13 protein-coding genes, 1 tRNA gene and 1 pseudogene are annotated in these 15,206 nt (G+C 63.0%); 7 read left to right on the forward strand and 8 right to left on the reverse strand.

Annotation, left to right across the window (positions count from 1 at the left end):
* Positions 1-30 precede the first annotated feature (30 nt).
* From SKA58_RS00835 to SKA58_RS00850, 4 genes are all read right to left on the reverse strand, one after another.
* On the reverse strand, positions 31-2,601 hold the full coding sequence (locus SKA58_RS00835; RefSeq protein ID WP_009820434.1) for a TonB-dependent receptor: 2,571 nt from the start codon (positions 2,599-2,601) through the stop codon (positions 31-33).
* A gap of 101 nt (positions 2,602-2,702) precedes the next feature.
* A complete protein-coding gene (locus SKA58_RS00840) occupies positions 2,703-3,692 on the reverse strand; it encodes a FecR family protein (protein ID WP_009820435.1) in 990 nt (329 codons plus the stop codon).
* Positions 3,685-4,374 carry an RNA polymerase sigma factor gene (locus tag SKA58_RS00845; protein ID WP_232209343.1) on the reverse strand — a complete coding sequence of 230 codons (690 nt, stop codon included), beginning with the start codon at positions 4,372-4,374 and terminating at the stop codon, positions 3,685-3,687. The genes SKA58_RS00840 and SKA58_RS00845 overlap by 8 nt, the downstream gene beginning before the upstream one ends.
* Before the next feature lie 469 nt (positions 4,375-4,843).
* Positions 4,844-6,043 (reverse strand): IS256 family transposase, encoded by a 1,200-nt coding sequence (locus SKA58_RS00850; protein ID WP_037542386.1) that lies wholly within the window; start codon positions 6,041-6,043, stop codon positions 4,844-4,846.
* 189 nt (positions 6,044-6,232) lie between these two features.
* Between SKA58_RS00850 and SKA58_RS00855 the strand changes: the two genes are divergently transcribed.
* Positions 6,233-7,348 carry a hypothetical protein gene (locus tag SKA58_RS00855; protein WP_037541969.1) on the forward strand — a complete coding sequence of 372 codons (1,116 nt, stop codon included), beginning with the start codon at positions 6,233-6,235 and terminating at the stop codon, positions 7,346-7,348.
* Positions 7,349-7,358: 10 nt separating this feature from the next.
* On the opposite strand, the pseudogene SKA58_RS00860 reads toward SKA58_RS00855, so the two are convergent.
* Together SKA58_RS00860 and SKA58_RS00865 are read right to left on the reverse strand one after the other, a co-directional pair.
* Positions 7,359-8,581: pseudogene (locus tag SKA58_RS00860) on the reverse strand (tyrosine-type recombinase/integrase).
* A 162-nt stretch (positions 8,582-8,743) separates the two neighbouring features.
* A tRNA-Leu gene (locus SKA58_RS00865) sits at positions 8,744-8,830 on the reverse strand.
* A gap of 129 nt (positions 8,831-8,959) precedes the next feature.
* Here SKA58_RS00865 and SKA58_RS00870 point away from each other — a divergent pair.
* From SKA58_RS00870 to SKA58_RS00880, 3 genes are all read left to right on the forward strand, one after another.
* Positions 8,960-9,715, forward strand: a complete 756-nt coding sequence (locus tag SKA58_RS00870; RefSeq protein WP_037542392.1) for an alpha/beta fold hydrolase — start codon at positions 8,960-8,962, stop codon at positions 9,713-9,715.
* Positions 9,715-10,581: a hypothetical protein gene (locus SKA58_RS00875; RefSeq protein ID WP_009820442.1), complete on the forward strand. Its 867-nt coding sequence runs from the start codon at positions 9,715-9,717 to the stop codon at positions 10,579-10,581. The genes SKA58_RS00870 and SKA58_RS00875 overlap by 1 nt, the downstream gene beginning before the upstream one ends.
* A gap of 97 nt (positions 10,582-10,678) precedes the next feature.
* The gene (locus tag SKA58_RS00880; protein ID WP_037542394.1) at positions 10,679-10,888 is read left to right on the forward strand and encodes a hypothetical protein; all 210 of its coding nucleotides are present in this window, start codon (positions 10,679-10,681) and stop codon (positions 10,886-10,888) included.
* A gap of 5 nt (positions 10,889-10,893) precedes the next feature.
* Here SKA58_RS00880 and SKA58_RS00885 read toward each other — a convergent pair whose 3' ends face one another.
* On the reverse strand, positions 10,894-11,595 hold the full coding sequence (locus SKA58_RS00885; protein ID WP_037542395.1) for an SIMPL domain-containing protein: 702 nt from the start codon (positions 11,593-11,595) through the stop codon (positions 10,894-10,896).
* A 101-nt stretch (positions 11,596-11,696) separates the two neighbouring features.
* Here SKA58_RS00885 and SKA58_RS00890 point away from each other — a divergent pair, with 101 nt between their 5' ends.
* From SKA58_RS00890 to SKA58_RS00900, 3 genes are read left to right on the forward strand one after another with little or no spacing between them, the layout of a single operon-like run.
* The gene (locus SKA58_RS00890) at positions 11,697-12,131 is read left to right on the forward strand and encodes a VOC family protein (protein WP_037541970.1); all 435 of its coding nucleotides are present in this window, start codon (positions 11,697-11,699) and stop codon (positions 12,129-12,131) included.
* A gap of 2 nt (positions 12,132-12,133) precedes the next feature.
* Positions 12,134-12,856 carry a hydroxyacylglutathione hydrolase gene (gene gloB, locus SKA58_RS00895; RefSeq protein WP_037541971.1) on the forward strand — a complete coding sequence of 241 codons (723 nt, stop codon included), beginning with the start codon at positions 12,134-12,136 and terminating at the stop codon, positions 12,854-12,856.
* Positions 12,857-12,910: 54 nt separating this feature from the next.
* Entirely contained in the window at positions 12,911-13,315 is a 405-nt protein-coding gene (locus tag SKA58_RS00900) for a hypothetical protein (protein ID WP_009820447.1), read from the forward strand.
* Positions 13,316-13,342: 27 nt separating this feature from the next.
* Here the strand turns inward: SKA58_RS00900 and SKA58_RS00905 are convergent, their stop codons facing one another.
* A complete protein-coding gene (locus SKA58_RS00905; protein ID WP_009820448.1) occupies positions 13,343-15,097 on the reverse strand; it encodes an AMP-dependent synthetase/ligase in 1,755 nt (584 codons plus the stop codon).
* Between the last annotated feature and the right edge of the window lie 109 nt (positions 15,098-15,206).

A 15,206-nucleotide genomic window follows, 5' to 3' on the forward strand; every position in this document is an offset into this window, starting at 1 on the left:
CAAGGCCGAGGCAGCCCCTGATATTTGCGCTCACCACTGCCGGGTGATCCCGAAGGCGATCATTCGGCCGACCGGAGAATAATTGGTTGAGTCGTAGGGCGTATCGTAAGGTATCGAGGTCGCGATGGGATCGGGCTTCTCGTTGAACAGGTTCAGGACCGACAGGCTGAATTCGAGCCCCCCGAGCGGCGCCTCGGGATCGACCCGGTAGCGTGCGGTGAGATCGAGCGTGGTCATCGCCTTGATATGCACGGCTGGCGTCGAGCGCGTATCACTGACACCGCCGGTGTAATTGCCGTTGGCCGCCAGAGTAAGATTGCCGCCAGTCCAGGCGACCGCAGCCTGTCCGCGCCAATGGGGCGGATTGAAGATGGTGCCGGCAAGGTCATAGGTGGGCTGACCAGCGCTGAGTTGCTGGTCGCTTTCGAGATAGGCGATGTCGAGCGACAGGCGCAGTCGCTGGTCCAGCGCAATCGCGGCATTGTAGCTCGCCAGCATATCGACGCCCCGCGCGCGCTGGCGGCCGGCATTGAGATTGGCATTGTCGACAATCGCGACGACGTTCGCCTGATCATAGGGAACGCCGGTAATGTTGAGGAAGGTGCCCGCACTGGCGATGGCAGCCGCCTGCGCGGTCTCGCTCGGGTTGAAGATGATCTGGTCGCGGTAGATGGGATTGCTCAAGGCTTGGGCCAGCAAGGTGATCGGCGATACGATCCGGTCGCGATAGCGTACGCTGAAATAGCTGATCTCGAGGCTCGCGCCCGGCAATGCGCGCGGATGCAGGGCAAGCGTGGTCGACCAGGTCGTCGCCTTTTCCGGCTTGAGATCAGGATTGCCACCGAGGATGAGAATGGCGCCCGCGCTTGCCGACGTGCCCGTCGCACCCAGCGCTGCGGGAGGAAACAGGTAGACCGCGCGGGGCTGATATTGCTGATAAAGCGTTGGCGCGCGGAAGGATTTTCCCCAGCTTCCCTTGATGCTGATATCAGGCGTCATCGCCCATGACAGACCGAGCTTGGGCGTGGCGACTTCGCCGATGCCGGGGTAACGCTCATAGCGCAGGGCGGCACTGGCATCGACCTTGGTCATGAGCGGCACATTCTGGTCCGGGCCGATCAGGGGGAGGCTCAATTCCCCGAAAGCGAACAGATTGTCCTGAGACGCGACGGTATTGACCGCGCTCCCCGTCCCAACGAACCGCTCGAAGCCAATGTCATGATAGCCGCCGCCAATGGCGATCTTGGCGGTCCCCCCGGGCAGGCGGAAGAGGTCGCCATTGGCGTTGATCTCGACCGATTTGGCCGTGTTGCGATAATAACTGGGCCCGGAATCGCTGCACACCGTCAGGGCGCATTCGACCTGATGATAGTCGACCCGCTCCCTGCCGTAGGTGCCGCCAAGCGCAATCTGCCAGCCGCCGGACAGATCGAGCGTAAGGGTCGGCGCGACGCCGAAGGACTTGTCGACGGACGAGAAGGTCGCCTTGCCTTCGTCGAGATCGCCACCTGCAACCGTCGGAAATGTCAGGTCGCTCCAGCGGATATTGTAGAGCCCGTCGATCGAGAAGGTCAGGCCGCCGCCCAGGTGCTGATGTCCGCTGGCAAGGACGCTGTGATGGCGCAGCGCCGGGTACAGATCGAGCCCCGGCGAGCGTGTCGCGGCATAGGACCGCTGGCTCGCGCGGATCGCAGTGTTGCTGCCATATTCATAGGCGGCGAACAGTCCGCCCGAAGCCCATTTGCGCCCGGCCAGCGCGCCATATTGCTGCTGGAAGTCACCTCCGTCCGTGGTTCCGGCCAGACGCGCGCTGGTTTCCAGGCCGTCATAGTCACGGCGCAGGATGACGTTGGCGACGCCGGCGACCGCGTCCGAGCCGTAGATCGCCGAGGCGCCGTCCGGTACGACCTCGATGCGGTCGACCGCCGACACCGGGATGCCCGATACATCGACGCTCTGCCGAACTGCCGTATAGGCGAGACGGCGACCATTGAGCAGCGTCAGGGTCGCATCACTGCCAAGGCCGCGCAGGTTGATGGATGATCCGCCGCCAACGTCGACGCCGCTGGCGTCGGGAACATTCATGCCGATTCCGGGGTTCTGTCCGCCTCCGAAGCTTTGCGGGATACGGCGGACAACGTCGCCCAACCCAGCTTGGCCGGAATCGCGGATCTCTTCCTGACCGATCCGGACGACCGGCGATGCAATCGCGGCACCGCGCAGCCGGCTTCCCGTGACGACGATATCCTGCCCATCATTTGTCGAACTGCCGTCATGGCTTGTGCGGACCTGCCGTACGGCAAAGCCGCCATCGACAGGCGTGTATGCCAGCCCGGATTGGTCGAGCAGGATGCGCAGCGCTTCCTCGACGGTGTAGGAACCGTGAAGCGCCGGGGCCTGCTTGCCCGCCACGATCTTGCTGTCGACCAGCACGGTGACCCCGGATTGAAGTGCCAGCGCCTTGAGCGATTCGCCCAAGCCTTGCGCCGGCACTTCAAAGGAATGGCGCTTTACGTCCTGGCCTCGCGCGACCGAAGGGCCCGCCACCAGCGCCACGGCAGCGATGCTGTTGAACAGATATCTTGCGTCAAATCGAACCATTACCCTGTGTCTCCCCCCTGGCCACGTCGTGGCTGGTTGGGGGGGAGACGCCGGGTTCTGAAAACCCACGACAGATTTTTTCAGCGAAGGGTCAAAATGTCCTACGGAGCGCGGCGAAGAAGGATCACGCCCGGATCGGTTCGGTCGATACCGAGCCCGAATGTCGCCGCCACGGCCCGGGCGAACGCGTCCGGATTGCGCACCTGGAATGCGCCGGTAACCGACAGGCGGGCCAGATCCGGATCGGCAAGGCGTATCTGGATGCGGTTGTAGCGGTTGATGGCGGCGACGGCCTCGCCAAGCGGGCCGCCGTCCAGCGCCAGCATGCCGGACACCCATTGGGTCTCGGCCGGCAACGTAGGACGGGGCATGTCGGCATTGCCCAGGTCTGCGGTCTGTCCAGCGGCAAGCGTTCGGGCTGGATGGGAGGCCGCGTCACTTGTGCTGGTGAGATCGACCCGCCCCTCAATCACCGCCACCACGGGACTTTCCCTTTCCACGCTGACATCGAACAGTGTGCTTCGTGCAACGACAGTGCCGCCGGGAACCGTAACGGTGAAGGGGCGCTTGCCGTCCGGCGCAACGCGAAAGCGCGCGCGGCCTCGTTCCAGCGAGACCTTCCGCTCGCTCGCGGAAAGGGTGACACGCACGCGCGTGGCGGTGTCGAGCGTGAGCTGGGATCCGTCCGCCAGCGATATGGTCCTGATTTCGCCCAGCGCGGTCTCGTAGGTCGCGGCTTGCGCCGGAGAGACCAGCTCGAGAGGGGATTCATAGCGCAGCAAGCCGACACCGCCGATCCCGAGCAGGACGACGACGCCAAGGCTGGCAGCCGCAACATGGTTGCTGTGCCGCATCAGGAAGGGTGCACGAACCAGCTTTCGCGTGCGGCCGATGTCGCTGTCGGCCAGCAACAAGCTATCCTGCCAGTGACGCTCCGCCTGCGCATAGGCGATCCGATGGCGCGGATCGGCATCCAGCCAAACGGCAAAGGCTTGCTCGACGTCCGGACTCGCAGGTTCCTGCCGGCGTGCCAGCCAATCCCCGGCGGCATCCTGGATAGCGCGTGGAATGGCACGGACTTGGTCAGCCATGATCGCTCAGGTGCCGCCCCAGTTGCTTAATCGCCCGGCTCATCTGCTTTTCCACGCCTCGCACGCTCAATCCCGTCTGTTCCGCGATTTCGGCGTAACTATAGCCATCAAGGCGGCAAGCGAGAAATATTTGCCGGGTCAGCGGCTTGAGGCGCAGGACGGCCTGTTCGATACGGGCAAGACGGTCGCGCGCCTCCAACGCGGCGACAGGATCCCCGCTTCCAATTTCGACATCGTCGATCGGCACATGCTGCGACTGGTGATTGCGGGCAGCGGTGCGGGCGTGATCGCGCAGGAGATTGTGCGCGGCCTCGCGCAGATAGGCTCCGGGCGAATGAATCGCGACGGCATCGGTCTGCGCGCGCGCGACAAGACGAGTGAAGACCTGCTGGACGATCTCCTCGGCGCGGTCGTCAGGGGCGCGACGATCGAGGAAACGCAGGAGCCGTGGCCTTTCAGCTCGGTACAATTCGTCGATGGTCGGCGCCATCGATGTCACGCGATCATGCGCCGGCGGCAGCGGCTCGCCTTCGTCGATCGGCAAACGGGCCGCTCCTAGCGCAGGCCGCATGGCATGCGGCGCAGTGCGCCGATCCCGGCTGTGGATCGCATCGATCGCATCTCCTCGCGTCTGGCGAGGCGATGCCGGCGAAAGCCGGGTGTTGAGAACATGCACGAGCACATGCGCCAACGCCTTTGGCCGCGAACGGCTTGGACATGCGCGTCGGCCACCCGGCCGCACGATGGCGGATCCATTTCATCTCGCACGAGGTTCTCACGCCTCGGCGCCATGCATCGATGGCGCGCCTTCAGCTTATCGCAGGTCTTCCAAGACGCAAGCCCGGTGCTGCGCAACAAGGCGATTTAAGGCTCTGAACATGCATAATATCCTTCAAATCGAGCGGCGTCATTGCCGATGAATGTTTCTTGTCGGGTATTTCTGAATCCGAGCGTCATGGAATGATGGCGAAACGGCTTTGGGCTGCGGATCGGCAGCTTCCGGTATCCTCATGCATGTGGCTTTGGAGTGAAAGACTGTCCGATGGATATGCCCACCACCCTGTTGGTCCCCGCATTGCTGTCCCGTACCGAAGATCGTGTCCCGGGGGATGGTGTAACAGCGGGTATCCTCGGTAGAGGATCGGACTGGATCAGGCTGCCACGCCGGGCAAACTGATGAGGGGATTGTCGCTGACGGTGGCGAGACTTTCAAGTGTCATATATCGGCGAGCCACGGCCCATTCGTCCTGCTGTTCGAGCATGAGGGCTCCGACGAGGCGTACAATGGCCGCGTCATTGGGAAAGATGCCGACAACGTCGGACCTTCGTTTAATCTCTCCGTTGAGACGTTCCAGGGGATTTGTGCTGGAAATCTGCGGCCAATGTTCTTTCGGGAAGGCTGTGTAAGCGAGGACGTCTTCGCGGGAGCCATCCATCATCTCAGCAAGTTTGGGAGCGCGATCACGCAGGGCATCGGCGACTGTTTGCCATTGCTTATGAGCCTCCTGAGCAGTTTCCTGCGCGAAAATTGTCTTGATCATGGCGGTGACGGCAGCACGCTGCTTAGTGGAAACATGGGCGAGCGCATTGCGCATCCAATGAATCCGACAGCGTTGCTGGGTTGCGTGGAAAACCTTGCTGGCAGCGGCGCGTAGGCCCTTGTGATCGTCTGCAATGACAAGCTTGACGCCCCGGAGCCCGCGATCGGCAAGAGAGCGCAAGAAGCCCTTCCAGAAGGTTTCGGCCTCGGTTGGCCCGGTGTCGACGCCCAGTATCTCGCGGCGGCCATCGTTGCTGACACCGACAGCTATTATCGTCGCGGTCGACACAATCCGGCCACCCTGGCGCGATTTGATGTAGGTCGCATCGAGCCACAGATAAGGGAATTCGCCCTCGATTGGCCTGTTGAGGAAAGCGTTAACCCGTTCGTCAATCTCTTGGATCAGTCGGCTGACGGCGCTCTTGGAGATGCCCGTAGCGCCCATGGCCTTCACGAGATTATCGACCGATCGCGTCGAAATGCCCTGGACATAGGCTTCCTGGATCACCGCCGTCAGCGCCTTCTCGGCAGTCCGACGGGGTTCAAGGAAGGATGGGAAATACGATCCCTTGCGTAGCCGCGGGATCTCCAGTTCGATGTGGCCGGCCCTGGTCTCCCAGGAACGCTCTCGATAGCCGTTGCGCTGGACCTGTCGCCCGGCAGGGTCGCGAGCGCCATGCGCGGCGCCAGTCAGCACCTGCACTTCAGCTTCCATCATTCGCTCAGCGGCAAATGCCAACATCTCGCGAACGAGATCCGCATCAGCGCCCTTTTCAACCAGCTCAATAAGGGCCATTCTGTCTGTGGTCATCGTCGTCTCCGATAGGTTCATTGGTTTCGCAACCCGAACTCTACCGAAGATTGGCGATGGCCGCCTAGACAGAAGCCATGCCACCGTTGGGGCATGAAGCTCCGGTCGCTACGCTCCCTCCGCTTCACGCCCCAACGGTGACGCTGTTACACCACTTAACGGGACACGGCCCGTACCGAACTTCACGCCTTGGTCTGGGCCGAACCTCTCCGCCACCTAGCAAGGCGCTTCGGCATCTCGGATCAAAGTCTCGCCAAACTCTGCAATCGTTTCGATATCCCGCGTCCTCGGCCTGGGCGCTGGAACAAGGTCGCGGCCGGCAAGGAGGTCGCCGTGGCGGCCTTGCCGCCCGCAAAAGCCGGCATGGACGAGAAGATAGAAATTACCCCCCACCCCGATGGTGGTGCGTCGTCAACTGCGCACGACCCTCTTGCAGCGGCCCGCCGCACTCGCAAAGCGATGCGCGTGGGAGATCGGCTTTCGGCTCCGCACCCTGTCATTGTCGGCTGGCTTGCAAATCGAAGGGAGGCGATCGCCAGGGGCCGGCTGGTCTATGATATCTGGCCCAACCGGCCGGTGCGGGCCGCGCCTTTCACGCCGATCGAACAGCGTCGTCTCAGGATATTGGACACCCTGTTCAAAGCCTTGGAAGCAAAGAAGATCGTGGTCGCCGAGACAGACCGGCATGGTCCCGTTGCGCGGTGCGGACAGGACGAGATCGCGTTTCAACTCAGGCCCCGGCTCAAGGAAGTGCGCCAACTCCTTACTCTCGACGAGAGACGGTGGCATGGCTCCGGCAAGCAATACCGGCGAGAACTGGTCGAGACGGATGTGCTGGTCTTCGAGATCAAGCGCTGGTTGCCCGGCGACTTGCCCCGCGCCTGGCAGGACGGCCGCAAGGGCATGATCGAGGACAGGGTGGGCGACATACTCACCACCCTGCTTGCGGCATTCCCGATGATGGCGGCTGCGCGCGAAGAGGCCGAGGAGCGGCAGCGGCTAAGGGAAACCGAGGAACGGCGCCGCCAGATCCTGGCGCAGGAGCTCAAGCTCGACTGCGACCGCTTCCGATGCTTCCTCGAGCAGGCCGGCAGATGGCGCGAAGCTGAACTGGCGCGGGATTTCCTCATGGCGCTGCGCACCGCGATCCCGGATTCTTCATTGGAAATTGGCGGCAGGCCTGCCGCCGAGTGGCTGGAATGGGCGCAAGCGCATGTGCAGACCCATGATCCGCTCACACAGGGTTCGTGCGCTGTCTTCCGGTCGATCGCCGAAGTGACGGAGAGGACCTATCGTGATCATTAGGCCGGGAGCCTCAGGCGCGTCGGAAGTTGGGCTTCAAGACCATCGCGCCATCGCGCATCTCGTCGAGCTGATCCGACCAGTACTGCATCATGCGCACGCGCTCGTCCCAATATTCGCCGCGCGTGTAGGCCCGCCTTATGGCGTTGGTCTCCATATGGGCGAGCTGGCGTTCGATGGCGTCGGGATTGAACTTGCCCGTTTCGTTGAGCAGTGTCGCCGCCATCGCCCGGAAGCCGTGCGCCGTCATCTCCTCCTGGCTGAAACCGAGCGCTCGAAGGGCCGCGTTGACCGTGTTTTCGGACATCGGGCGAAGCGGCGAGCGGAAGGAAGGGAAGCAGTATCGTCCCGTGCCCGTCAGTTCCCAGAGCTGTTCGAAGAGCGCGATGACCTGCGTGGACAGCGGCACGCGGTGCGGCCGACGCATCTTCATCTTCTGCTCGGGGATATTCCAGACCGAGCGGTCAAAGTCGAATTCGCTCCACTCGGCCTGGCGCAGTTCGCCCGGTCGCACGAACAGATGGGCGGACAGTCTGAGCCCGAACAGGGTGATGGCGTGGCCGGTGTACCCCTCGATGGCGCGCATCAGTTCGCCAGCGCCCTTGGGCGTGGTGATGGCGGCGAGATGCTTGGCCTTGGGAACGGTCAGTGCGCCGCGCAAATCGCGGGATGGATCCATTTCGGCGCGCGTGGTGGCGATGGCGTAGCGGAACACGCGACCGAGGACGCTGCGCATCCGGCGCGCGCTTTCGTAGCGTCCGGTGGCCTCGATCGAGCGGAGCACGGTCAGCGCTTCCTGCGGGGTGATCTTGGCTACCGGACGGCTGCCGATCCTGGGATAGGCCTTGGCGAGCAGCCAGCGGATCTTGCTGAGCGTGACCTCCGACATGCCCTCGCGTTCCTGCTTGGCGACCCATTCCTCGGCGACCAGCTTGAAGCTGTTTCCTCGGACAGCATCGCGCGCGCCTCGGCGAGCTTGGCTTCGTGCGAGGGATCGAGCCCGGCCGCGATCAGCTTGCGCGCCTCGTCGCGCCGCTCGCGCGCATCGGCGAGGCCGACGTCGGGCCAGGCGCCGAAGGAAAGCGTGCGTTGCTTGCCGAGATAGGCGTAGTTAAGACGCCAGAGCTTCCGACCGTTTGGCTTGACGAGAAGATAGAGGCCGGCGCCGTCGGTGAGCTTGTATTCGCGCTCCCTCGGCCTGGCGCTCGTGACGGTGGTCGTGAAGAGTTTTCCCATGGTATCGGCCCGTCCATAAGGGGCCTTCGATACCATGCAGGATACCATATTTGTTCCCGATTGGTGCCGGATCAGCCCGGATTTGACCGGACGGTCTTAGCACAAAAAACGGCTGAAATCAGCCATTTTCGGGACGTCTCCGGACGTCGCCGGAAGAACAAATGGTGCCCAGAAGAGGACTCGAACCTCCACGACCTTGCGATCGCCAGCACCTGAAGCTGGTGCGTCTACCAATTCCGCCATCTGGGCACGGGGTAGGAGGGCGCCTCTACCGGGTGACTTTCAGGCTGTCAACGCGAAGTGGATATTATTTTTTGGGTTCGCGCAAAAGGGCGGCTAAGGCCGCCTTGAGTCGTATTAAACAGGATGAAGCTGCCCATGACTTATGATGATGCCGCGCCGCCGGCTTATCTTGTACGGCCCGATGGGCTGCGGCTGGCTTATCGGCATGAAGAGGGCGAGGGGCCGACAATTGTCTTCCTGCCGGGGTATATGTCCGACATGGAAGGTGGCAAGGCCGTGGCGTTGTCCGGTTGGGCAAGGGCGCAGGGGCGCGCGATGTTACGCCTCGATTATGCGGGCAATGGCGCGAGCGAAGGGCGATTTGCGGACGGCACACTCGCCAGCTGGTGCGATGATGTGCTGTTGCTGATCGACCGGCTGATCAAAGGATCGGTCGTGTTGGTGGGATCGTCCATGGGCGGTTGGCTGGCCTTGCTGGTCGCTCTGGCGCGCCCGGAACGCGTGGCCGGCATCGTGGGTATCGCCGCGGCGCCCGATTTCACGCAATGGGGCTTTACCGATGCGGATAAGGCGTTGCTGCATACCGAGGGGCGAATTGAGGAGCCGACCCCTTATGGCGATCAGCCCTATGTGACGACGCTGGCTTTCTGGCAATCGGGCCAGGCACTCCTGCTCCTGAAGGATGTCATTGCCATCGATTGCCCCGTGCGGCTGTTGCAGGGACAGTGTGACCCCGTCGTGCCGTGGGACATAGCGGTGCGGACGGCCGAGCGGCTGCGTTCATCCGATGTGCAGACGCTGCTGATTAAGGATGGCGACCATCGCCTTTCGCGCGACAGCGACATCGCCCTGTTGATCCGCACTGTCGCCAGCCTGCTGGACAAATCCTGATGCTCTTTTTTCTTCCGCTGTTGCTTCAGGCCTATGATCCCGAAATCGAGGCGGTGATGAATCGCAGCCGACGAGAAAAACAGCAGGAACAGGCCGCTGCCGCTGCTGCGGCGTCGAACCCGTTGGCGGCCCGCGGTGATGGGAAGATCCCGGTTCCCGAAAAATTCGCTGCGCCGTTCCAGGCCTGTCTGGACGCAGCGCTGGACTCGTCCGAAGCCGGGGTCGCGTTTGCGCAGAAATGGCGGATCGACGGCGGCAGTTTCTACGCGCGCGATTGCATGGGGTTCGCCTATACGCGCGCGGAGCGCTGGGTGCCTGCGATCGTCGCCTTTGAACAGGCGGCCGAGGAAGCGGAACGCCAGGGGGAAGTGGCGCAGAGCGCGCGTCTGTGGGCGCAGGCGGGCAATGCTGCGCTAGCGAGCGGGGATGCTGCCAAGGCGCGGCAGGATTTTGACGCTGCCCTCGCGCGGGGCATGCCCGATGGACTGGAAAAGGGCGAGGTGCATCTGGACCGCGCGCGGGCATTGGTCGCACTGGGCGATGCGGATGCGGCGCGGGAATCGATAGATTTCGCGCTGGCGCAGGCGTCCCGTGATCCGCTCGCCTGGCTTTTGTCGGCAACCCTGGCGCGGCGGCAGGGGGAAATGCGGCTGGCGCAGGCGCACATCGCGCGGGCCGTGCAGTTATCGCCCGACGATGCCTCCGTGGCACTGGAGGAGGGCAATATCGCGATCCTGACCGATCATGAAGATGTCGCCAGGTCGGCGTGGGAGCGGGCCGTCAGAATCGCACCCGAAAGCGTTGCCGGGAAGGCTGCGGCCGATAATCTGTCACGACTACCGGCGGGCGTTGCGACCGCCCGATAAGAGCCAAGCGAGGCTGTCAGCAAGATTTTGTCACGGAACCGGGGCCAAGCATCGGCCGTTCGCGGTGCGCGGTGGGTCAGACAAAGGAGACAGCGACATGGACAGCAATATCAAGCGAAGCATGGCGATCGGCCTGCTGGTCGCGGGCGCGCTCGCCACCGGTGCCTGCTCGCGTGGCGCCACCGCCGGCGGACTGATCGGGGGCGCGGGCGGCGCAGTGGTTGGCGACGCGACCGGGCTGGGCACGACCGAGGGCGCGGTGATCGGCGGCACGGCCGGTGCGATCATCGGTGACGACCGCAAATAAGGTCTTTAGCGCAAGTAGAAGTCGACGGTGGTGACGACACGGACCTTCTTGTAGGGCGTGTCGCTGCCGCCTTCGCTGCTTTCGCCATCACGCGCATCGATTGAGAAATACCCCTGGGTGGCGCTCTTGATCCCGCCTACGCCAGCGCCTGAATCCTTGGCGAATTGTTCGGCGGCGGCCCGGGCGTCGCGGGTCGCCGCCGCCACCATTTGCGGCTTGATGTCGTTGAGCTTGGTGAAGCTGTAGCGCATGCCGGACCCCTCCTGCAGCGTCACGCCTCGGCGGACCAGGTCGAATTGCTGGGCTACCGCCTTCTGCGCGCGAGCGATGTCGGTCGTGCGCAGCAACATGCGCTGCGTGATGGTGATCGTGTTGACGCCATTGTTGAGCCATTGATTGACGCCCGCGCCAACGGGCGTCAGATCATCCGACTTGAAACCGAGTTGCGTGAAATAGGCCCGCAATTCCCGCGTGTTGTTATCGATTTCGCTGCGGACGGTCGGCAGGTCAAAGCCCGTGGCCGAATAGCTGATAGACCATGTGGCGAGATCGGCAGTCACGTCCTTTTCCGCCAAGCCCCGGACCGTGACCGACCGGTCGGCGGCCTTGGCGCGCCGCAACCCGTCGCCCAGCAAATAGCCCCCGGCGATCGCGCCAAAAGCCAGCAGCGCCGCGCTGCCCAGAAACACCTTGTCCCGCATGTCCATGATGCTGCCCCTTTCGTTCAACTGGTCGCGTTCTTATCTTGATGCGCAGACTGTCACTCTAAAGATGAACCGTTGCTTTATAGCGACGAACGGAGGCGGAATTGCCCAAATATTTGCATAGCATGATTCGCGTTGCTGACGTCGAAAAGACCAAGGCCTTCTTCGAGTTGATCGGCCTGCGCGAAGTCCGTCGCTTAGACAATGAACAGGGCCGCTTCACGCTGGTGTTCCTCGCTGCGCCGGGGGATGAGGATGCGCAGGTGGAACTGACTTATAATTGGCCGGCGGAGGATGGCAGCCCCGCCGAAGTTTATGAGGGCGGACGCAATTTCGGGCATCTCGCCTATCGCGTCGAAAATATCTACGAAACCTGTCAGCGCCTGATGGATGCGGGCGTGACGATCAACCGCCCCCCGCGCGATGGACATATGGCCTTCGTGCGATCGCCCGACAATATCTCGGTCGAGTTGCTGCAGGACGGCCATTTGCCGCCGGCTGAGCCCTGGGCATCCATGCCCAATACAGGAGTGTGGTAATCATGCTCGAGGTTATGCGCATCCCGGCGCTGTCCGATAATTATATCTGGCTGATGCATGATAGCGCGAGCGGCGATACCGTCGTGATCGATCCGGCAGTGGCCGATCCTGTGCTGGAGGCTGCGCAGGCACGCGGTTGGCGGATCGGCCAGATTTGGAACACGCACTGGCATGGCGACCATACCGGCGGCAATGCCGCGATCAAGGCAGCGACGGGATGCACCGTGACTGGCCCCGCCGCCGAAGCGGAACGGATCGACATGCTCGACAGGCTGGTGGGGGAGGGCGACAATGTTCGCATCGGCGATCATATCGCGCAAGTGATGGCCATGCCGGCGCATACGGCGGGGCATATAACCTATCACCTGTCCGACGATCGGATGGCCTTTGTCGGGGATACGTTATTCGCCATGGGGTGCGGGCGGCTGTTCGAAGGCACGGCGGCGCAGATGTTCGCCAACATGCAGCGGCTGGCAGCCCTGCCCGACGACACGCAAATTTATTGCGCCCATGAATATACGCTAGCAAACGGGCGTTTTGCGCTGGGCGTGGAACCTGACAATGTCGCACTGAAACAGCGGATGGAAGCGGTGGAAGCGGCGCGGGCGCGTGGCGAACCCACTGTGCCGACCAGCATCGGTGCGGAACGGGAAACCAATATTTTCATGCGTGCGCGCGACGCCGATCAGCTGGCCGAACGTCGCGCCGCCAAGGATGCGGCCTGACGGATTACGGACCCCGGTTCCGTCATTGAGAATGGCCAAGAAGGAGAGACGGAGATGCGCGCCTGGATGTTCATGATGATGCCGTTGCTGCTGGCGGGATGCGCCGGCAATTACGAGCCAAAGCCGCTGACGCCAAAGCAGATGGCCGAACTGGACGAGGCATTGGCCGGCAAGGTGGCGGGTGAGCCGCAAAGTTGTATCAGCCGTGTGCCGCAGACCAATTTGCGCGTCATCAGCAATAACGTGCTGTTGTATCGGGCCAGTAGCAAGCTGATCTACAAGAATGAGCTGATCGGCAGTTGCAATGGCCTGACCCGCGGCGACATTATGATCGTCCGCAGTTTCGGATCGCAAATGTGCCGGGGCGATTTGACGACAACGGCGAGCCCGATGTCGGGCATCACCTCGGGCGCCTGCGCACTCGGGGATTTCATTCCCTACCGCACGCCGAAGAAATAGCGCGAGGAAGCGTCCGGCCGCTCCCGGTCAATTTTTATAAAGGGCGTCCAGGCGATCCGCATAGCGTTTGCGGATGATATGGCGGCGGATCTTCATGGAGGGGGTCAGCTCCTCATTGTCGATGGCGAAAGGTTCGTCGGCCAATATGAAGCGGCGCACCCGTTCTATCACGGACAGGTCGTCATTGACGCGGTTGACCGCAGCCCGCAGCGCCGCCTGGTATGCCGGCAGAGCGCCCACGGCGTCCATCGGCACGCCTTGATGTTCCGCCCATTCGCGCGTCCATTCAGCATCCGGCACGACCAGCCCGACCAGATAGGGGCGGCGGTCGCCATGGACCATGGCCTGGCCGATTTCGGGTTGCAGTGTCAGCATGCCCTCCACCTTTTGCGGGGAGACATTGTCGCCCTTGTCGTTGACGATCAGGTCTTTCTTGCGGTCCGTGATGCGAATGCGGCCACGTGCGTCGATCTCGCCAATGTCGCCGGTATGCAGCCAGCCGTCCTTGAGCACCTTTTCGGTTTCGGCCGGATTGCGCCAATAACCGTGCATCACCAGTTCGCCGCGCACCAGAATTTCGCCATCGTCGGCAATCTTGACTTCGACGCCGTCGAGCGGCGGCCCGACCGTATCCATGGCGATGCCGGCGCGCGGCCGGTTGCAGCTGACGACCGGACCTGCCTCGGTCTGGCCATAGCCTTGCAGCAGGGTGAGGCCCATCGCCTGGAAGAACAGGCCCACGTCCGGGTTCAGCGGCGCACCGCCTGATACCAAGGCCTTCATCCGTCCGCCAAAGCGCGCACGAACCTTGGGGATGAGCGTGCGGGCGAGCAACGCCTTCATCGGCGCGTCGAGGATGGAGCCTTTGCCCGCCTGTTCCTTGGCAGCGATGCGCAGCGCCTGGTTCAGCAGATAGGTGGGGAACTTCCCCTGTTTCTCGATCGACTTGATGATACGCGCGCGCAGCACTTCGAACAGGCGCGGCACGACGACCATGATGGTCGGCCGCGCTTCCTCGATATTGCTGGCGAGCTTTTCCAGCCCTTCGGCATAATAAATCTGTCCGCCCAGCAGCATCGGCAGGAACTGGCCGCCGCTATGTTCATAGGCGTGGCTGAGCGGCAGGAAGGACAGGAAGACTTCATCGCCCCAGCCGAAATCCTCGGTCACGACTGCGCCCGCGCCCTCGCAATTGAGCAGGATCGCGCCATGATGCTGCATCACGCCGCGCGGCGCGCCGCCCGTGCCGCTAGTGTAGATGATGCAGGCCTGATCCTCGCGCGTCGCGGTCTGCGTTGCGGCGACAATGTCGACATCGGCGGCGGGGTCGCCGGCATGCGCCGCGATCAGATCGGCCCAAAGATGGCAGGCGCAGCTGCCCTGCGCACCGCGCAGCGGCTCCATGCCGATGACGAAATCGGCCTGCGAGCGGATGACTGCGGGCATCAGCGCCTGCGCCAGCTTGGCTGTCGACACAATGACCGCGCGCGCGCCGCTGTCAGTCAAAATATGCTGATGATCGCGCGTTGTGTTGGTGGTGTAGGTCGGCACGGTGACGCAGCCGGCCGCCATGATCGCCAAGTCGGCGATGCAGAATTCGGGCCGGTTCTCGCTCACCAGCATGACCGGATCGCCCGGTTTCAACCCCTGTGCCTTGAGAGCGGCGGCGAGCGCTGCCACCTGACGCGCGACTTCGGTCCAACTGAGCGAGTGCCACTGGCCATCGCTCTTGCGCCACAGGAAGGGCGTGTCACCCTTTTCCTTGGCGCGGGTGAAGAACATGGTGACAAGGTTGGGAAATTTCTCGATCGCCCTCAAGGCTCAACTCCTGCGGTTTCCGGCGCGTCTGGCGCGCGCCTGTGCATGTTTCAAGGCTATAAACGCCCCCTGC

It is taken from the genome of Sphingomonas sp. SKA58 (assembly GCF_000153545.1).
Lineage (GTDB): Bacteria > Pseudomonadota > Alphaproteobacteria > Sphingomonadales > Sphingomonadaceae > Sphingobium > Sphingobium soli.